This window comes from Bradyrhizobium roseum (assembly GCF_030413175.1).
Lineage (GTDB): Bacteria > Pseudomonadota > Alphaproteobacteria > Rhizobiales > Xanthobacteraceae > Bradyrhizobium > Bradyrhizobium roseum.
Window position 1 is genome coordinate 5,457,773 of sequence record NZ_CP129212.1, and the last position, 19,924, is coordinate 5,477,696.

Below are 19,924 nucleotides of genomic sequence, written 5' to 3' on the forward strand. Positions count from 1 at the left end.
TTTAGGTGGCCGAGCTGTTCACCTGAAGCTCGCCGGCATCCTCCGACGATCCCGACCGCAGCCTGGCAAAATCGAGCGTGAAGCCGGTCACAACCAGCGAAACCAGCACCAGCGCCGAATTTGCCATGCCCAGCGGCCCCTGCACTACGCTGAGCAGGATGCTGGCGAGGACAAAGACCAAAAGCAGCAACGGCGTTATCCGGTCGGAGTGCTTGCTTCCCGCCGCGCTCCAGCCCGCCACGACGCCCCAGATCAGGACGTAAATGATTGCACCGACAAAGCCGAAATCGATGAAGGCGGCGGCCCACACGGTCGGGAAGAATCCGTAGATCAAGGCAGCTCTTAGCTCGGCCTCCATGGCCTCGACCTGCTGGTTGTTCGGAAAAAAGACCCGCAGCAGCGGTGATAGCACCCCGATCTCGTAGACTCCCCATTTCGGAGTGAACTTATCGCGTGCCTGCCATGCGATATCGATGGTCCGTACCCCGTGTGTCAAATAGAAATAGGTGCTCAGGCCGATCATCGCGCCAGATGCCGATAGGCGGCCGGATTCGATCGCGGACGCGACGTAACCCCGCGGCTTCACACTCCAAGCTTCCAACCTCATCGCGAGGATCGCGTCGGCGGAGCTCGGCTTTTGCTCCGGCGGTGGAGCCGCGCGCGCCTCTGCAATTCGCTCGCCAATTCGCTTGTTAAGATCAGTTGCGGTAATTTTCTCGCTGGTCTCGGTCGGCCCGCCGGCAACGGCAGGAGGTATCTCGCGCTGCGTCTGGTCCCGCTGCATCTGCTCCTCCTGCAGCTCGATGATCAGCGGCGACATCTGGATGCAGAAACTCTGCCGACTCGTCCAGATCGCGCTCGAATAGATAGCAAACAGCCCGATCATGGCGACCATTTTGACGACGAGATAGTGGCCGCGTGGCAACAGCGGCCGACCCTGCGCGAGCCGAATCAGCATTGCCACAACAATCAGAACGAGAGCGAACAGGATCGGCATCCGCCCCGAATAGAGCACCGCATAACCGACTGGAGAGACGATGGACAATTGCGCCAGCGTCGCCGCCCATCCCGTGACTTCCTCTCCCTTGAGCAAGAACAGCACCATCGACACAAACCCGAAGGAGAACATGGCATAGCCGGCATACAGCAGCGGTGTCCGCTTCATCGATATGGCGTCGACCAGCCCAGGAGCGCAGCGCAACAGCTCCGAGTAGGCACTGTTGCTCACCCCGCTCAGGATCGCGCGGTCAAGCGCGACCAAGGCAATTCCGACGATACCGAACAGTGACACAGCGATGACGATGCGATTCAGCATCCGCCTGGAAAGCGCAGGCATTTCGACGTGACGCGAGAAATGGCGGACGAAAAGAACTCTGCCACCCCAATAGCCGAGCAGAAAGAGTGCGACGCCCAAGCCGACTGTGGTAAGCACGACAATGGACGGCTGTCCCTGATAGTCTATTGGTCCGACGGCGACACTTAAGAGCGCTGCGCACCAGATTAAGACGAGGAGAATTGCGGGTGACGAGAGACCGCCCGCCAATTGAACAATCCGTTGCATGTTGCCGTTAGAAGCGCGCCGAAACCCTAAAGTTGTGTAGCAGGCTCACCTTGACAACGCAATAACGGTACCTCTCGTTCACGGAAAGAGCATGTCCGCATCAGTCGGAAGGCCGACGGTATCCAGCGCGGCGGGGTCCTTGCGAGTCTCGCGCATTTTGTGGATGGCCAATACGACCAGCGACAGGAGCAGCACCGCGCTGGCGATGGCACCGGCCACTGCCGCACCATAGATTCCGTACACGGGAACCAGGAGGACGTTGAGCAGCATGGACACCACGGCCGAACCGAGATTGGAGAGCATGAGATACTTGTCCGAGCGCGCCGCATAGAGCGCGTAGGAGGGAACATCTGCCAACATACGCAGGTAGATTCCAGGTAGCATGGCATAAAACACCCCGATGGCGGACGCGTAAGCGGATAGTCCGAGCACCGACAACATCGGCGCCATGGCAAAGCCGCAGATGATTACTGTTCCCGATGCCAGCGCCAGCATCGACCAGAGGAACGAGCGGAGTGCCACGCGGTAGGCGTCGACGCCCGCCGAATATCCCGCGATGACTTTGGGCAGAAACTGATGCGATACCGATCCGCCCAGCGACAGAAGGCCGATAAGTATCGTCGAATAGAACGTGTAGATGCCGAGCGCATCGCGACCGATGAAGATGTCGATGACGAAGCGGTCGACATAGGAGATAACCAGCGCGCCGGCCGCGGTAAGCATGAAGGGCCGCGCCGTCCGCAGGCCCTCGCGGATGTTCGACCAGTCGGGCCGGTATCCCCTGAGCTCGCGCCAGGGAAGCTCGGAGAGCGAGAAGGCGGAAAAGACAATCGACAGCACGCCGCCGAGCGCCCACAAAACCAGCACCGTCTCGAGCGTCCGCGTCGAAGGCGCCGCGAACATCAGAAGCGCGATTGCATAGACCCAGATGCCGCCGCGAAGGAACACGCCGACATAGGCACGCACCGGCCGCCAGGTGATGATGAGTATCCGCGTTGCCTCCAGCGAGACATGCTCGGTAATCAGGATCACGATGAACCATGGCGCAAGACGGCCTGGGAACCAACCCGCGGCAATCGCACCGAAAACCATGACGCCGGTCGCAAGCAGCGCCACCGAGCCGAGCGCCATCTGGTCCGCGATAATCCGCGCGCGCCGCTCCGGCGAAGCCGGCACCAATTCGCGCAGCGTGTAAGAGTAGAATTCCAGTCCGACCCCAAGCAGCGCGAACGCAAGCGTCGCGGTCAGGAGACCGTATTGCCCTATCTCTGCCGGCGACAGCATGCGTGCCAGCAGCAGCGATAACAAGAAACGGCTTGCTAGCGTCAATGCGCGCAGGATGAGCGCCGAGACGGTGCCCGCAATTGCTGGCCGGGTCATGAAGTCAAGCAGACGAGATCGCATCACGCTGTTCCATCACCATCGGCCATCGATATCGGTTACAGCGTGTTCCCCGCGTGGTCGTCAGGCCGCGGTTCTGCAGGACTTTAGGAAGCGCGGCAAATGTGCGTTCAGCGAACGCGCCAATGGCTCGACTGACGCGCGAGCGGTCTCGTTCCCGGGATCGAAGTTGCGCCAGCCGAAATAGTCTCCCTCAACGCTGATTGCTGCGAGGTGCCGCACCACCTCGCGCCGCATCGTCGCGAGGTCGTCAGGCCGGTGCCATCTCGCAAGCCGCTCCGCAAGCGCGTCGATTTCGCCGACATCCCGGATGAGCACGAAGTGTTGCTCGGTCGCATAGTAGGGTTCGGTCGCGACCGAACAAAGTCCCGCCAACGCCGCCTGGAGCCCGATCGTCCCGGTGAACGTAACCGACACTCCGCATTTGCCAATCAGCAGGTTGGCCGGAACGTCATAGGGCACCAGCGTAACAAAAGATAGCGTTGACAGCCGCTCGAACAACTCGCGCTGACGGAAACCAAATTGCAGCGGATGATCCTTGACGAAGATGCGGTAGCCCGCGCGGCCAAGCACCTCGCAATAGCGCACGATCACGTCGTCATGCGCGAGCATGTACGGGGGCTTCAGCCAGTAGTCCATCGAGGCTTCGGGAAAGAGCTGCAGTCCGAGGAACACTCGCCGCTCGCGTGGCAGGTCGGCGAGCCGCTTGTCCCAGTCATGGTCAAGCAGCTTGAGTGCGGCGACGTCGCCGACGCGCACCTTGTGCTTCAGCCGCTTCAGCGCATCGAGATAATGGCAATTGTAGCGGTCGCGCTTGAGGAAGCGCCAGACATTGAAGAAGGCCCCGCGCACAGCGTAATAAGTGAATATGCGCCAGAACCTGGCTTGCGAGAAGCGCTTGGCACCGCGCACATAGGCGGGCGCGAAATCTTCGGTGCAGAGCTGGCTCACCGCCGCATCGATGTCCTCGCTGGAGGGCTCGCGCAACCAGGCCGGTCGGCCACGACGCATCAGCATCACCTGATCGGGAATGATCGATGTCGTCATTTCGAGGAAATCAATGCCGCGCCGGCGCGCGATGCGCTCCATCACGTCCATGACATAGCGGTCGATGGTGAAGGTCACAACGAGTTGCGGATCGAGCTTGTCGAAGGCTTGCTCGATCGCCTGGGTCATGCCGCCGATCATCCTGAGTGCGATATCGCGATCGAGGCTGCGGAGCACGCGGCAGCGCAGGATGACATCGGCGCACCCCTCCTCGCCAAACCGTGCGAGCGCGGCAGAGGCCGTGTCCCCCCTGTCGATAAAACGATAGAAATCGTCGACCAGCGAATAATCACCGTCGTCGCGGAGGTCGCTCAGCACGACCGCGTCTGCGAATTCCATGCGCGACGCAAGATACTTCCACCACGGCGTCGTGCTGTGAATGGTGAAGAAGACGACGGCGGCCATCAGATCTTGTTCGCGCTTTCGGCAAGGAACGGGCTGCTCGGCAGGTTGATGCAGCGCGTATGCATGTCTTCGGCGACTGGCAGCGGCGAACGCGGGCAGTCCCGGTACATCGGCAAGAGATGCATTGGCGTCCACAGCGGCCTTGCACGGATGCCGTGACCGTGCAGGGCGTCGAGCAGCCCGTCGCGCTCGGTGGCGCGTTCGCGGTGGAGCACGAGCGTATTGAGCCAGTAGTTGCTTTGCGAGCCTGTCGGCTCACGATAGATGCGCGCCCACGGGAAATCCCTGAAGGCATGCAGATAGCGTTCGGCGAGCACGCGCTTGGCCTCGACCATCGCCGGCAGCCGCTCCATCTGCGCGCAGCCAAGCGCCGCATTGATGTTCGGCAGGCGGTAGTTATAGGCGACCTCGTCATGGTCGAATGCCCAAGCGTGCGCCTTCTTCGCCGTAGAGGTGAAGTGCCGCGCGTGACGGGCGTACGCCTCATCGTCGGTCACGATCATGCCGCCACCGCCGGTCGTGACAATCTTGTTGCCGTTGAAGCTGAGCACAGCGGAATGGCCGAACGTGCCGCAGCCCTGCCCGCCCAGCGTCGAGCCGAGTGACTCGGTCGCGTCCTCGATGACCACGAGATCGTATTTGGCGGCCACCGTACCGAGTGCAGCCATGTCCACCGGATGCCCGAAGATGTGCACCGGAACTACCGCGCGAAGCCGGCGGCCCGTCTGCTTGTTCACCCATGCGCCGTTCCGCCGCACCGCGATGGCACCAAGATGCGCCTCGAGCGCCTGGGGATCGATCCCTAGCGTATCCCAGGTCGAATCGACGAAATGCGGGAAAGCGCCGGCATGGCTCACCGCGTTCGCCGTGGCGACGAAGGTGATTGAAGGCAGCAGGACCTCGTCGCCTTGCTCGACACCCTCGAGCACCAGTGCGGCGTGAAGCGCAGCGGTACCGTTGACGATCGCCACCGCATGGCGCGCGCCAGTCGCGGCTGCAACCATCTCCTCGAAGCGAGTGACATATTTGCCCGCTGACGACACCCAATTGGTGTCGATGCAATCGAGCACGAGCTGGCGCTCGCGCTCACCAAAGCGCGGCTCGTGCAACTCGACCGGGCGCGCTGCCGCGCCGAGCACGGCATCCACCGCGTCGAGCACGGGTTTGAGGTCTGGCAGGGCGGGACGGTCGTGGCTCGCCTGGGCCGAGGAGATGCGCATCTTGTTCACAGCGTATACGCATTGGAACGATAGCGAGACAGGTTCTCCTGCTTGGTGAACCAGGCGATAGTCTGTTCGAGGCCCTTGCGCAGGCCGTCCACGCCGGCAAAGCGCGGCGACCAGCCGAGCAGCTTCTGCGCCTTGGCATTGCTGGCCCATAGGCGATCAACTTCGCTGCGCTCGGGACGGACGCGGACGCCGTCTTGCTCGATCTCGATCGTGACGCCCATCAGTTCGGCGATCATGAGCGCGGTATCGCCGATGGAGATCTCGAACGCATTGCCGATATTGATGACCTCACCGATGCCGGCCTTCGAGTCGAGCGCTGCCAGGAAGCCGCCGACGGTATCGGCTACATAGTTGAAATCGCGCGTGGGATGGATGCTGCCGAGCTTGATCTTGCGCGCGCCCGCCGCGATCTGGGTAATAATGGTCGGGATTACCGCGCGCGCCGATTGCCTGGGACCATAGGTATTAAACGGCCGCACCACCGTCACCGGGGTCCCGAACGAACGTTCGAACGACATCGCGAGCTGATCCGCGCCTATCTTGGTTGCGGAATAGGGCGACTGTCCCTGCAGGCGATGGTCCTCGGTGATCGGAACGAATTGGGCCGTGCCGTAGACCTCGCTGGTCGAGGTATGCACCAAATGGTCAACGCCGAGATCCCGCGCCGCCTGCAGTACATTGAGGGTGCCGCGGATGTTGGTTTCGACGTAGGTGTCCGGCGAATGATAGGAATAGGGAATCGCGATCAGCGCTGCGAGATGCAGGACGGCGTCGCATCCCTTCATCGCGGTGCGCACGCCACTCGGGTCGCACACGTTGCCGGCGAATATATCGAGTTCCCTGCGAATCTCGGGTGCAGAGGAATCAAGCCAGCCGTGCGAGCCCATGCTGTTGTAGTGCACAAATGCGCGCACCGCGAAATTGCGGCGGACCAGTTCCTCCGCGAGGTGGGATCCGATAAATCCGCCTGCGCCCGTTAGCAAAATTTTCCGCAACATTCGGCTCCCTTCACCAGCCAAGCTCCCCTTAATACAAAGTACCCGGGCTGATGGTCGCTTCTAAACAGTCCTTCTGCGGGAGGCCAGTCGGAACATACAGAAAATATGACACGACAGTTCTCAGGTCGGCAAATTGACCTCCCCGCACGCCTTGATCGAGCTAACAAACACGGGAATTACAAGAAGACCGGGCAACTACCATGATACCACAGCAACGGTACTGTAACAACCTGCTCAGCGAAACTCGCGGATCAAATCGATTACACTGTGGAGTTGTCCGGTGGCGATCTCCGCAAACATCGGCAGCGACAGGATGCGTCCCTGGTCAGCGAACGCATTCGGAAATTGCTCAGGACGATGGCCGAAACGCGCGTAAGCGGCAAGGAACGGCAGCGCCGTCGGATAATTGATCGCGGTCTGCACGCCGTTGGCGTTTAGGTGTGCCGCCAGCGTGTCGCGGCGCGGATGCTTGATCGTGTAGAGGTGATAGACATGGCTGCGGCCCGGTGCGGCCTCTGGCACGACGACGTCCTCTATCTGGTTGAGACCGGCGTCGTAAACCCCGGCAGCGTCCTGCCGCGCCTTTGTCCATTGCACCAGATGCGGCAGTTTGGCCGACAGGACCGCCGCCTGCATGCCGTCGAGCCGGCTGTTGATGCCCTCGATATGATGCTGATGCTTCACCAGGCCGCCGTGCCGCGCCAGCATGGTCATGTATTCGGCAAGCGCATCGTCATTGGTCACGACGGCGCCGGCATCGCCCATCGCGCCGAGATTCTTGCCCGGATAGAACGAATAAGTCGCGGTCGCGCCGAAGGTGCCGACCTGCCGGCCCTTGTAGCGGGCCAGATGCGCCTGTGCGCAATCCTCCACCACCCAGAGCTTGTGCCTGCTCGCGATCGCCATGATCGCATCCATGTCTGCCGGCTGCCCGTACAGATGAACCGGAATGATGCCGACCGTGCGCGGCGTGATCGCTGCCTCGATCGCTGCCGGATCGATCGTGAACGTAGCGCCATCGGTGTCGCAGAATACCACTGTGGCGCCAGCATGCGTAATCATCGCCGGGGTGCTGATCCAGGAATGGGCCGTGGTGATCACCTCGTCACCCGGCTTGACCTTCAGCGCGGCCATCGCGAGATACAGCGCATCGGTGCCGTTCGCGCAGGATACGCAATGCTTGACGTCCACGGCAGCGGCGAACTCGCGTTCGAAGGCATCGACGTAGGCCCCGCGAATGAAGGCGTTGTCGCGGATGACGGAGGCAATCGCGCCGTCGATCTCGCTTTTGATGGACTGATACTGCAGTTGCAGATCCGCAAAAGGTACCGGCATCGGGTCCTCGTTCCTACTTGTCCGTCAGCAATCGGCGCGCCGGATTACCTACATAGGTTCCGCACATCGTGATGTCTCTGGTCACGACAGAACCCGCACCGATAACGACATCGTCGGCGATCCTGACCGGCATGATCGTGGCGTTGGAGCCGATCGAGACGCGGTTGCCGATCACGGTCTCGCGCCACAACTCCCTGTTGCCGCGGGCCGGGCCGCCGGTTGAGAAGGTATCGTTCACGAACATCACGCCGTGACCGACAAAGCAGTCTTCGCCGATCGTGACCAGTTCGCAGATGAAGGCGTGAGACTGCACCCGCGTGCGAGCGCCGATCACAACGCCCTTCTGGATTTCGGTGAACGGCCCGACAAAACAGTCGTCGCCGACCTTGCAGCCGTAGAGATTGCACGGCTCAACGATCTTGACGCCTGTGCCGAACTCGACGTCGCGCAAGCCGGAGTGATGTATCTCCGGCCGGTTCACGGCACGACACCAAGCCGGCCCAGCCGCGGCGCGAAGCGAAGCGGCACCTCGACGCCGGTCTCGATCGATTCATAGAGAGCGGAGATGAGCTCCAGGCTCTTGCGCCCTTCGAGGCCGTCGACCAGCGCCGCACGCTGATTCATCAGGCAGTCGATCACGTGCCGGTAGTAGGCCTGGTGGCCGAAGCCGTAGACGTTCGGCGGATTGACGGAAAATTTCTCGATCACGTCCTTGTCCGACGGCGACTCATCGACAAAGCGCCAGTGCCGGATCTGGTTGACGGCGAAGCCCGCAATTTCGACCGTTCCCTTCTCTCCGAGAATCGAAAGCGATCCTTCGAGGTCGGTCGGCCGGACAGCCGTCGTCGCCTCGATGATCCCCAGCGCGCCATTGCGGAATTTCAGCGTTGCCACCGCCGTGTCCTCGGCCTCGATCTTTGCCAGCGCTGTGACGGCACGGGCATGAACGCTGACGACATCGCCGAAAAACCATTCCAGCATGTCGACGTGGTGACTGGCCTGGTTGGAGAGCACGCCGCCGTCATAGGCCCAGGTGCCCCGCCAGGCATCCTGATCGTAATAGGCCTGGTCGCGGCACCAGCGGACGCGGACCGTGCCGAGAATCAGGCGGCCGAAGCGGCCGGCCTCAAGCGCATCGCGCGCCTTCACCACAGGAACATTGAAGCGGTTCTGCTTGACGACGAACAGCTTGACGCCGGCCTCGTCACAGGCGCGGATCATGTCGTCGGCATCCTGCAGCCGCAACGCCATCGGCTTCTCGACGACGACGTGCTTTCCGGCCTTTGCGCAGGCTATGACATGAGCGGGATGCATCCCGCTCGGCGTCAGCACGGCCACCGCATCGATATCCTTCCGGGAGAGGAAATCATCCATGTCATGGAATGCCGGGACGCCGAACTTCGAGGCGATCGCGTCGGCGCGGCTGCGGACGGTGTCACAAACGGCAACGATCGTGGCTCCGTCGATATGATTGCCACCCAACAAGTCGGAATGACGCTTGGCAATGCGCCCACATCCGAGCAAGCCGAATCTAATCATTAACAGCCTCTGTTCTAGCTAGCCATCACTGTGCGGAGCTTCACGACGGCCAACGCCGGGACCTTGAACGCGCAACCGCAACTGTCCTATATTAACAAAAGCTACTGCAAAGCAAGGCGTTTACCCGTGGCCCTGGCTTCTTCGTCTCGACGGCGACGCCAGCAAGGATTGTTGGCAGCGAGGCGCCCGACTTTGGCATATCCGCGAGCTGAACGCGCGGAGTGACCGTCGGACCGCGATTGCCCTGCATCAAGCCGGTGGTTGTACGCCCCGGTCAAGTAAGCTACCCCTCCTCGGACACTGACACAATTTCGATGAATGCGAAAGCAATGGCCGATGCCAGCGGACCAATTCGAGATCGTCTTGGATTGGCGCTCCTGCTTTACCTCTACATAGTAGTTTGCTGTGCGTCGCTCGTCTGCGTTGCAGCGATCTATCCTGAATTTCACATCTTCTTTCAGCCGGCCGGCCTGTTCGGCGCCGTAACCGTTATCGCGTTGTTTTCCGTTGTCGCCATTCTCCTCATCATTGCGGAGTTCAGCTTTGGCTATTGCATCGCATTCTATTTCTACATGATGGCCATCGGCTATCTCTGGCTGAACTACTTTTCCGGGTTCAACTATAATCATCGGCTGAGCGCGCTCTCCGCCGCGGCCTCGGCCTTGGCATTTCTGCTGCCCGCGCTGTTCATAACCTCCCCGCTGCGCCAGGTATGGAGTCCATCGCCGAGGAATTTTGGCCGCTTGCTGAATCTCCTGCTTCTGACCGGCGCCGCGACCGTCGCGATCGGCGCCTCCTACAACTTCAGATTAATAGCCATCAACGAGATCTATTCCTTTCGAGACGAGCTGACGTCCCCGGCAATTGTGAACTACATGATCGGCATAACGTCCACTGCGTTGCTGCCGTTTGCGTTCGCTTGCTTTGTGGAACGCAAAGACGTCTGGCGCGCCGGCGCCGTCTTGCTGCTCCTGCTGTGCTATTATCCGATCACCCTAAGCAAGCTCGCCTTGTTTTCGCCGGTGTGGCTGGTCGGCATGTTGGTGCTCTCGAAACTATTCGAGGTTAGGGCTACAGTCGTCGTCTCGCTGCTGGGGCTGGCAGCTTTCGGAATTTTGCTGTTCGTCCTGTACAAGAACGACCTGGCTCCGTACGAGTTCACGATCTCGTATTTCGGCTTGGTCAATTTCAGGATGATTGCGATTCCATCGCTGGCGATGGACTACTACAACGAATTTTTCTTCCGACACGATCTCACACATTTTTGTCAGATCAGGTTCCTCAAACCCCTCATGACGTGCCCGTACCAGGACCAGCTTTCCGTCGTGATCTACAATGCCTTCGGGATCGGAGGAAATTTCAACGCGTCGCTGTTTGCAACGGAGGGTATCGCCTCCGTCGGCGCGATGTTTGCGCCGGTTGCAGTTTTCGCCGGGGGGCTTATCATAGGCTTGGCAAACCGTATGTCCTCCGGATTGCCGCCGCGTCTCATTCTGATCTCTGGCGCCATTCTCGTCCAGGTTCTGCTCAACGTTCCGTTCACGACGGTCTTGCTTACCCATGGCGGTGTGTTCTTGTTTTTGCTCTGGTACATTGCGCCACGCGCAGCTTCGGATGCCAGATAACCGGGGTTTTCGATGCAGAGCGTCCTGATCACCGGCGGCGCGGGCTTCATCGGCCAGAACCTGGTGCACGCATGGCGGGCCGCGCGGCCGGCCGACCGCCTGACCGTGGTCGACGCCATGACCTATGCGGCCAATGTCCGCAGCCTGGAGCCGCTGATTGCCGATCGCTCCATCCTGTTCGTGAAGGGCGACATAGGCGACGCGGCGCTGATGCAGCGCCTGTTCGACGAGCGCAAATTTTCCCGCGTGGCGCATCTCGCCGCCGAGTCGCATGTCGACCGCTCGATCAGCGATCCCGAGGCCTTTCTGCAGACCAACGTGCTCGGCACCTTCACGCTTCTGAAGGCGGCGCTCGATTGCTGGCGCGCGGCGGCGATGCTCGATGGGGCGCGATTTCTCCACGTCTCGACCGACGAAGTCTATGGCTCGCTCGGCCCCGCCGACCCCGCTTTCACGGAAGCCTCGCCCTACCGCCCGAACTCGCCTTACGCGGCAAGCAAGGCGTCGAGCGATCATCTGGTCCGCGCTTTTATTGCGACCTATGGCATGCCGGCGCTGATCACGAACTGCTCCAACAATTACGGCGCCTATCAGCACCCGGAAAAGCTGATTCCGCTGATGATCATCCATGCGCTGGAAGGCAAGCCGTTGCCGGTTTACGGGGACGGCTCCAATGTCCGCGACTGGCTGCACGTGTCAGATCATTGCGACGCCCTGGTGAACGTTATCGAGCACGGCCGCACCGGCGAAACCTATAATGTCGGCGGCGGCAACGAGCGCAACAACCGCGAGGTGGTGGGCCTGATCTGCGATACGATCGATGCCGCCTTCGCAGCCGACGCACGCCTCGCCTCGCGCTTTCCATCCTGTCCCGCAGCTGGCGCCGGCTCCTGCCGCACGCTCATTACCTATGTGACGGATCGCCCCGGCCATGACCACCGTTATGCGATCGACGCCGGCAAACTCGCGACGGAACTCGGCAGCTGCTGCAGTGTCGGTTTCGAGAGCGGACTGCAGCAGACCGTGCAGTGGTATCTCGACCATGAAAAGTGGTGGCGTGACGTCACCAGCGGCGCTTACCAGGCGTGGATCGACAAGAACTACGGCTTCCGGCGTGCGGTCTAGCCATTCATGCGTATCCTCGTGCTCAATGCGGACTACCCGCGCTTTCTGAGCTGGCTGTATCGCGGCCATCCGGGGCTCGGAGGCGCCGGTTATGCCGCCCAGATGGCGGCGCGAAACGCCAGCCTGTTCGGCGTCGCGGATTTCTATTCGCGGAATTTTGCCACGCTCGGCCATGCGGCGGCAGAGATACACGTCAACAATGCCTGGCTTCAGACCGCATGGGCGCGCGAGCACGGGATGGCCGTTGAAGCGGCTGAAACTGCCACCCCGAGCGGAGGCACCTCGCTTCCAGTCTGGCTGCAGCGCGCCGTGACGCCGCTGAAGCCGATGCTGCGGCCATTGGCTCGCAAGGTCGGCCTCAGCCCCAGCCTCGATGCACAGGCCGAGGCCATTCTGCTGGCCCAGATCGAGGATTTCAAACCCGAATTGGTGCTCAACCAGGACACGTTTCACGTCGACTCCAGGCTGATGCGGCGCATCAAGGCGATCGGCAACCCGATCCTGATCGGACAGGTCGGGATTGCGCCGTCGCGCGGCGTGGACTGGTCCGTCTACGACCTGATGATGTCGCAGCTGTCGGTGACGGTGGATTTCTTTCGCCGTCTCGGCGTGCGCGCGGAAGTCAATCATCTGGCATTCGAGCCCGGCATTCTCGAAGCGCTGCCGCCGGCACCCGCTATCGACATCGAGGTTTCCTTTGTCGGCACGGTGTCGCCGGATCACCGGCAGCGGACTGCGCTGCTCGAGGCCGTTGCTGAACGTCACGATCTCAAGCTGTTCGGCACCCCACCGCGGACGCTGCCGGCCGCCTCCCCGCTGCATCGCTGCTTCCAGGGCGAAGTCTGGGGCGCCGAGATGTATCAGGCGCTGCGGCGATCGAAGATCACGCTCAACTCCCACATCGACATGGCCGGGCGGGAAGCGGGAAACATGCGGCTGTTCGAGGCCACCGGCGTCGGCGCGTTCCTGCTGACCGACTTCAAGGACAATCTGCCCACTTTGTTCGCGCCGGACCGCGAGGTCGCCGTCTGGCGCTCGGTCGACGATTGTCTCGAGGCCATCGATCGCGCGCTCGGCGACGCCGAAAGTCGCGCCGCAATTGCCGCGGCGGGCCAGGCGAGAACCATGGCGCAGCATACCTACCGCCATCGCGCCGCGGAGATCCTTGGCTTTGTCGAGCAGATACAGGCAACCCGATGAACCTCCGGCACCTTGTCAGGCAAGTCGGCAAGCGTTTCGTCAAGGTAACGCCGATCCTGCGTCGTCACATTCTGCCATCGGCCGATTATCGCGTGCTCGGCGGCATCGATGAAGCACGCGTTGCCGCGAATTCATCGGGCGGATGGTTTGCAGCAAGAACGGTTTCGCGGCAGGAACGCGCCTATCGACGGCTCATTGCGACCATGAAGAACGGCGAACCACGGCTCGATTTCCGTATCGCAGCAGAAGCTGTCGCGGCCACTGGACTGTCCAATCCCCGCCTGCTCGAAATCGGCTGCGGCAGCGGTTACTACTCGGAAATACTGACCACGCTGCTTCCCGGCGGCGTTCGCTATACCGGCATCGACTATTCCGAGGCCATGATCGTCCGCGCGCGCGAACACTATCCGGCGGTCGCGTTCGAGGTCGCCGATGCGACGAAGCTGTCTTACGCCGAACAGGCTTTCGACATAGCCTTCAACGGCGTATCGCTGATGCATATCATCGATTATCAGGCCGCGATCCGCGAAGCCGCCCGTGTCGCGCACTTCTGCATCTTCCACAGCGTGCCGGTATTCGAGAATTACCGCACCACCTATCTCAGCAAATATGCCTACGGTGCGCCGGTCGTCGAGGTGGTGTTCGGCAAGCAGGAACTGATGTCACTGTGCAGCGATGCCGGATTGCGCCTGATGCGCGAATGGCCGGGGATACCCTATGATGTCCACGACGTGACGGGTCATCATTCCAGCGCGGCAACCTACCTGTTTGCCCGCTGAGCAAACTCAAAGCGGCGCGATCACGGTCCGTACGTAGGGGCCGACAATGTTATCCAGCAGAATCATCTGCTTGATCTGGGACAGACTGGCCCACCGATAGACCTGCTCGTTGATGACGAGCCTGCTTGCATCCTCGACGAACAAAACCATGTTCTCGTTCAATTTTTGCCAGAACCGGCTGCCTTCCTCATTGTGCTTCGAGCGGTAGATCACCCGGATATTTTCCGAAGGCTCCAAACATTCGGCAAACGGCGCGCGATCCGCGCCTCGCAAGCCGCGTATGTTCTCCCACGTGCTCTGGATCGTCGGACAAAACTGCAAGTAACCGATATTGCCCGGATCCGCCTTGGCCTGCAGCAAGAACTCCACGCCGCGCCCCGCCGTCTCGCGGCACAGCAGCGCGAGCGCTCCGCCGTCCGATTGCGTGAAAATCGGCTGCTCCCACCCCGCAATCTCCCGCAGGCCGGGCGCACTGCGCACCCTGACGCCCTCGATACGGAAAAACTGACCGGTCACATGGCCGATGTTGCCGTTATCGGCCCGTTGCCAGCCGGCGACCTCGCGCAGCGGAATCAATTCCGCCGAGAACGGGACATCCTTGCGCCTCCCCTCGAGCCAGTCGAGCAACTCGGCCGGGTCTTTGGCCTCGATCGCCAGGGAGGCCTGCAGACGCTCGCGCAGCCAACCGATATTCTGCTGATCGGCCATCAGATCGACGCCCTCACGACTTCGACAACCTCGTCCACTTCCTCATCCCGCAGGTGAGGATAAATTGGCAGCGAGAATATCCGCGTGGCTTTTGTCTCCGCCACAGGAAACTGACCCGCGCGATAGCCTAGATCTTCATAGCCCCGCATCAGGTGAATCGGCCACCGGTACTGCACGGAGCATTTGAGGCCACCGGCTTCGATCCGGGCGAGAGTGGCATCGCGATCGCCGGGCGCCTCGACCACAAACAGATGATAGACGTGCCGGCTGTGGCCGTTTTCCCGCGGCATCCGCAGCGTGCTTCCGGCAAATCCGCGCCGGTACCGATCGGCTATCTCGCGGCGGCGTTCGATCCAGCCGTCGATTCTCGGAAGCTTCAACGCAAGAATCGCCGCATGCACCTCGTCCAGCCGGGAATTGTAGCCGTGCCGCTCGGCATAATAGGCATCCACCATGCCGTAGAAGCGCAGCGAGCGCGCGCGGCTGACGAGCGCCTCGCTGTCGCTCACGACCATGCCGCCATCGCCGTAACCGCCGAGCGTTTTTGTCGGGTAGAATGAAAAGGTCGCCGCCGTCCCGATGCTTCCGCACTTGCGATTTTTGTAAAGCGCGCCTTGCGACTGCGCACAATCCTCGACGATCTTCAGTTCATGCCGCTTGGCGAGGGCAACGAGGGGATCGAGATCGACGCATTGACCGTAAAGATGCACGGGAACGATCGCCCTGGTTCGCGTCGTGATGGCAGCCTCGACCTGGCTGACGTCCATCAGGAAGTCATCCTCCCTGATATCGACGAATACCGGGCGCGCTCCGAGGACCTGTATCGCGGCCACCGTCGGCACCGCCGTGTTCGGCACCGTGATGACCTCATCGCCAGCAGCAACACCGGCGGCCGCCAGTGCAATGTAGACCGCGTCCGTTCCGCTGTTTACTCCGACGCCGCCGCTGACGCCGACATAGGCTGCCATGTCGCGCTCAAACGCGATCCCTTCCGGCCCGAGAATCAGTTGCCCGGAATTGAAAACACGGTCGACAGCCGCGAGGATCTCGTCTCGCAGTTCGTCGTACTCGCGCCGATAATCCCAGAAAGGAGGCAACATCTCTTTGTCAATTTCCCTGGATGATTCCCGGGCTAGTACGCTGTGCCGCGCAACACAAGAAACGCGCGTCCGGAAACGATGTCCAGTAGCTGGAACGCGCGGATGCCAACATTTCGTAGCCTGCTCTTGATGGTATGCGATCGCGCCTGGGGTCTGCTTTCCTGGACTCCGAGCATCGGAGCGGTGATTTTCTCGATTGCCAGCAGCTCATCCACGTAGGGCCGATAGATGTGCTCGCGGGTATCTCGGGAAAACGGCGCACCGAAGATGCGGTGGCTGTTGAAGATAAACCACCGCAACCCTTTTCGCAGCCCCTGAAAGTGGAAGAAGATCAGCGGATGGGTTGCATCGATCATGACCCGGCCGTCGCGGAAATCAATCCGGTAGTTGGCGATATTCCAGGGAGCGAGGTTCGCGCCGACGTTGTCGACAGACTTTACGCGCGTCGACAGCAGTGAAAAGGAATCGAGATATCCCTGATCCGCGTAGCGATCGCCATCGACATGGTCGTAGCACCATTCGATGCATCGGTCCCGCCACCACCTGATGACGGCAATTCCATCCGGATCGTTTCGGACGCCAACCCATCCGACATTGTAGGTGCCAAACACGCGGCGCTTCGCCAGGTTCGGTGCATAGCGATGCGGGATGATCGCGACCGTCGCCTGGGCCAATTCGCTGTAGACACTTTCCGGCGAGGCAAAGAAATACAAGTCGCCATCGAGATAGGTAATCCAGTCGGCGTCCGGCTCGCGCTCCCGGACATGCAGCATCCAGGCCGGCGAGCAGGTGAAGTAATATTCGACCAGGCTTCTGGTCGACTTGGTCGCAGCGAGTCCTGGATCGGCGGCCTCGAACTCTTCCAGCCGCACCGCCACCAGCCCCGGCAGGTCGAGCGAGACCAGGATCCGGTGACACGCTTCGCTCAGGCACAGCACCCAAAGCCGCGCGCCTGGCGCGTGCCGTTGCAGCGAATGATAGAGCGCCAGTCCGCGCGACAGGTAGTTGTGGTCGAAGTAGGTGCAGTAGACGCGGTTCGGCATGATCCATATATCAGTCAGGCTGCGGAACGGACCAGAGGCGATAGCGCCTCGGATGCGCCCACCAGTCCTGTCTACAGGAGCCGCCAAAACGTCGCAATGCGACCCTCGTAAATTGTTGAAATATGGCACTTTACCGGGATATGGCCGATAGTGGCCGGACCGCGTCTGCGGCTGCAATTTTCGCGGGTGGACAAAGCCGGATTGCCATCACCGAAAGCGTTTTGAGATGCACATGGACGCGTGTTAACGAGGCCGGCAATTCGGAAATGGCGACGCGAGCACGCGTGGTATGGATCGCAAAGGCATCATTCTGGCAGGTGGCCGCGGCACGCGGCTTTATCCGCTGACGCTCGCGACCTCGAAGCAGCTGTTGCCGGTCTACGACAAGCCGCTGATCTATTATTCGCTGACCACGCTGATGATGGCGGGCCTGCGTGAGCTTCTGATCATCACCACGCCGGAGGAGATCGACCAGTTCCGGCGCCTGCTCGGTGACGGGCGGCAGTGGGGCATCGAGCTTTCCTTTGCCATCCAAGACCATCCCGGGGGTATCGCGGAAGCTTTCCTGATCGGGCGGGATTTTCTCGCCGGAGGATCCTCCGCGCTGATTCTGGGCGACAACATCTTCTATGGCGACAATCTGCGGGCGCTGTTGCACAACTCGGCGCAGCAGAGCCATGGCGCGACGGTGTTCGCATGCTGGGTCGACGATCCCGAGCGCTATGGCGTCGTCGAGTTCGACGCGTCGCATCGGCCGCTGCGGATCGTGGAAAAGCCGACGGCGCCGAATTCGAACTACGCCGTAACCGGTCTCTATTTTTATGACGAACGCGTCGTCGATGTCGTTCGCGAGATGAAGCCGTCGCCGCGCGGCGAGCTCGAAATCACCGATCTCAACCAATGGTATCTGCAACGCGGCGAACTTCATGTCGAGCGTTTTGGCCGCGGCTACGCCTGGCTTGACGCCGGCACCCATGAATCGCTGCTCGAGGCGTCGCAGTTCATCCACATCGTGTAGAAGCGTCAGGGTCTGAAGATCGCCTGTCCCGAGGAAGTCGCGTTCAGCCAGGGCTTCATCGACGCCGAACAATTGCTGCGCCTTGCCGAGCCGATGAAAACCACCGGCTACGGGCAATATCTCATCCGGCAGGCCGCGATTCCGCGCTAGCTAGAGCGTTTTCCAGCGAAGTGGCGACCGTTCGCGTCAAGAAAACGCGTCAGATCAAAAACGAGAGTCCCGTTCCAATGCCATCGGAACGGGGCTCTAGTTGGGGATCGCTGCGGTCAGCCTCGCCCGCACGCTTTCGATCGCGAGCGGACTGGCGGCAACCGCGACGACGACCAGCCATAGCCCGCATTCGACGAAAAATCGCAATGGTTCCGCCAGCGGGATGGCCAGCCGGATCGCCACTCCCAGCGCCCAGCCGGCGAGCGTCACCGCGACCATCACCCCGGCCAGAAAGCACAGATGCCGCAGCGGGTGCTGCAGCGTGTTCTGCAGGATGATCCATCCCAGGACCCCGAATTGGACCAGGAGTTCGCTGGCGATGACGGCAATCGCCGCCCCAATCAGTCCCGTTGCGGGTATCAGGATAGCCGACAGGGCCAGGAAAATGACGAGCTGCAGTCCCTTGGTCCGCACCAGCAGATCGCCTCGATTGCTGAAATTGGCGTAATTCAGCGCCAGGATCGAGGGGGCGGCGGCGGCGGTACCGACCAGCAACGTCACCGTAAGCGCCGGATCGTAGGGAACGATACCGTGGGTCCAGAGCGCGAAAAAATCCTGCCAGAACGGCAACAGGCCGGAGACGACGATGCTCGCCAGCAGCGTCACCAGCACCGATCCGCGGGCATACAGGCTTTGCAGCCGTTGCGCGTCGCCAACGGCATGATCATGGCCGAGCTCCGCGGCGAGAGGAAGGGTGGTCTGGACACAGAGGACGCGAAGCAGGCCGGCGACCATGCGGGTAAGCCCCCACTGCGCAACGGCGACGCGGTCGGACACGAGTGCGCTGACCAGCAAGACCGGCAGATTGAGCAAGGCAAGATCGGTGGCGCCGGCCACCGCAAACGGAGCAGCCTTGCGAAACTGACCGACAATCCAGCGCCATGAAGGCGTCGCGCGCGCCGTGCGCAAATACGGAAACAACCGCGGAGCGTCGATTGTCAAAAGCCAGATCGCGGCGACCACCTGCGCAGCGGCGTAAGCGAGGGTGACGGCCAACAGGCTACCCGTCGCGACGATTGCGACCAGCTGGGCGAATTGCCCGATGAGAACGGCGGCGTTCTGCACCTTCACCGCGCGTCCGTAGAGCCCGCGCGCTCGGTACAGCGCGGCGACGAGATTGGACGGCACCGTCCACAGCATTCCGGCGGCCATGAAGACGAAAGCCGCATCGAAATGCACAACCGTGACAAATCCGAACACCGTGGAGGGCGCCAGCAATGCCGCCCCCACGAGCAGCGGCAAGGTCAACGCCGCAGTGAGCCCGAGATAGACCCGCAGCATCGCGCCGTAGTACCGCGCGGTGCGGTCGTCGCAGTCGGCGCCCGGCTTGAATTGAAAAAACCGGTTGATCGCGCGGAATTGCAGGCCGGCATCGGCAATGAAAGCGAGATTGCCGATGGCATAGATCACAAGCCACGCTGCCAGCGTATCGCCCGTCCAGTAGTGCAGGAAGACCGGGATGAGAGCGACCTGCTGGGTGATCCCCAAAACCATCTGGAACAGATTGGCAGACCATCCGGCAAACAGCCGCCCTGCCCGGCCGGGCGCGGGAGGACGCGACGAAGCGACGGCTTTGCCACGCACGTCAACGGGCTCATCGA

The 19,924-nt window shown here is 61.5% G+C and carries 16 protein-coding genes and 1 pseudogene; 5 read left to right on the forward strand and 12 right to left on the reverse strand.

Annotated features, from left to right (window positions below):
• Position 1: 1 nt before the first annotated feature.
• The 8 genes from QUH67_RS25915 to QUH67_RS25950 form a co-directional block, all read right to left on the reverse strand.
• A complete protein-coding gene (locus QUH67_RS25915) occupies positions 2-1,432 on the reverse strand; it encodes a hypothetical protein (protein ID WP_300942207.1) in 1,431 nt (476 codons plus the stop codon).
• A gap of 207 nt (positions 1,433-1,639) precedes the next feature.
• Positions 1,640-2,965 (reverse strand): lipopolysaccharide biosynthesis protein, encoded by a 1,326-nt coding sequence (locus QUH67_RS25920; RefSeq protein ID WP_300942208.1) that lies wholly within the window; start codon positions 2,963-2,965, stop codon positions 1,640-1,642.
• Positions 2,966-3,025: 60 nt separating this feature from the next.
• Positions 3,026-4,414 (reverse strand): hypothetical protein, encoded by a 1,389-nt coding sequence (locus tag QUH67_RS25925; protein WP_300942209.1) that lies wholly within the window; start codon positions 4,412-4,414, stop codon positions 3,026-3,028.
• Positions 4,414-5,634, reverse strand: coding sequence for a LegC family aminotransferase (locus QUH67_RS25930; RefSeq protein WP_300942210.1), 1,221 nt, complete (start codon positions 5,632-5,634; stop codon positions 4,414-4,416). Before QUH67_RS25930 ends, QUH67_RS25925 begins: the two co-directional genes overlap by 1 nt.
• Positions 5,635-5,639: 5 nt before the next feature.
• Entirely contained in the window at positions 5,640-6,638 is a 999-nt protein-coding gene (locus QUH67_RS25935) for an NAD-dependent 4,6-dehydratase LegB (RefSeq protein WP_300948180.1), read from the reverse strand.
• Positions 6,639-6,875: 237 nt separating this feature from the next.
• A complete protein-coding gene (locus QUH67_RS25940) occupies positions 6,876-7,976 on the reverse strand; it encodes a DegT/DnrJ/EryC1/StrS family aminotransferase (RefSeq protein ID WP_300942211.1) in 1,101 nt (366 codons plus the stop codon).
• A 13-nt stretch (positions 7,977-7,989) separates the two neighbouring features.
• Positions 7,990-8,457, reverse strand: coding sequence for an acyltransferase (locus tag QUH67_RS25945; RefSeq protein ID WP_300942212.1), 468 nt, complete (start codon positions 8,455-8,457; stop codon positions 7,990-7,992).
• A complete protein-coding gene (locus QUH67_RS25950) occupies positions 8,454-9,515 on the reverse strand; it encodes a Gfo/Idh/MocA family protein (protein WP_300942213.1) in 1,062 nt (353 codons plus the stop codon). Before QUH67_RS25950 ends, QUH67_RS25945 begins: the two co-directional genes overlap by 4 nt.
• Positions 9,516-9,829: 314 nt before the next feature.
• Between QUH67_RS25950 and QUH67_RS25955 the strand changes: the two genes are divergently transcribed.
• The 4 genes from QUH67_RS25955 to QUH67_RS25970 are packed head-to-tail and all read left to right on the forward strand — an operon-like array spanning position 9,830 to position 14,244.
• Positions 9,830-11,140, forward strand: a complete 1,311-nt coding sequence (locus tag QUH67_RS25955) for a hypothetical protein (protein ID WP_300942214.1) — start codon at positions 9,830-9,832, stop codon at positions 11,138-11,140.
• Positions 11,141-11,152: 12 nt separating this feature from the next.
• Complete coding sequence (rfbB, locus tag QUH67_RS25960; protein WP_300942215.1) at positions 11,153-12,265, forward strand: dTDP-glucose 4,6-dehydratase; 1,113 nt, start codon at positions 11,153-11,155, stop codon at positions 12,263-12,265.
• 6 nt (positions 12,266-12,271) lie between these two features.
• The gene (locus tag QUH67_RS25965; RefSeq protein WP_300942216.1) at positions 12,272-13,465 is read left to right on the forward strand and encodes a CgeB family protein; all 1,194 of its coding nucleotides are present in this window, start codon (positions 12,272-12,274) and stop codon (positions 13,463-13,465) included.
• A complete protein-coding gene (locus QUH67_RS25970) occupies positions 13,462-14,244 on the forward strand; it encodes a class I SAM-dependent methyltransferase (protein WP_300942217.1) in 783 nt (260 codons plus the stop codon). Before QUH67_RS25965 ends, QUH67_RS25970 begins: the two co-directional genes overlap by 4 nt.
• A 6-nt stretch (positions 14,245-14,250) precedes the next feature.
• Here QUH67_RS25970 and QUH67_RS25975 read toward each other — a convergent pair whose 3' ends face one another.
• From QUH67_RS25975 to QUH67_RS25985, 3 genes are read right to left on the reverse strand one after another with little or no spacing between them, the layout of a single operon-like run.
• A complete protein-coding gene (locus tag QUH67_RS25975; protein ID WP_300942218.1) occupies positions 14,251-14,952 on the reverse strand; it encodes an NDP-hexose 2,3-dehydratase family protein in 702 nt (233 codons plus the stop codon).
• Positions 14,952-16,052, reverse strand: coding sequence for a DegT/DnrJ/EryC1/StrS family aminotransferase (locus QUH67_RS25980; protein ID WP_300942219.1), 1,101 nt, complete (start codon positions 16,050-16,052; stop codon positions 14,952-14,954). Before QUH67_RS25980 ends, QUH67_RS25975 begins: the two co-directional genes overlap by 1 nt.
• A gap of 32 nt (positions 16,053-16,084) precedes the next feature.
• On the reverse strand, positions 16,085-17,095 hold the full coding sequence (locus QUH67_RS25985) for a hypothetical protein (protein WP_300942220.1): 1,011 nt from the start codon (positions 17,093-17,095) through the stop codon (positions 16,085-16,087).
• Positions 17,096-17,384: 289 nt separating this feature from the next.
• On the opposite strand from QUH67_RS25985, the pseudogene rfbA reads away from it, so the two are divergent.
• Positions 17,385-18,263 (forward strand): annotated as a pseudogene (rfbA, locus tag QUH67_RS25990) (glucose-1-phosphate thymidylyltransferase RfbA).
• 96 nt (positions 18,264-18,359) lie between these two features.
• On the opposite strand, the gene QUH67_RS25995 reads toward rfbA, so the two are convergent.
• Entirely contained in the window at positions 18,360-19,907 is a 1,548-nt protein-coding gene (locus tag QUH67_RS25995; protein WP_300942221.1) for a polysaccharide biosynthesis protein, read from the reverse strand.
• Positions 19,908-19,924 lie beyond the last annotated feature (17 nt).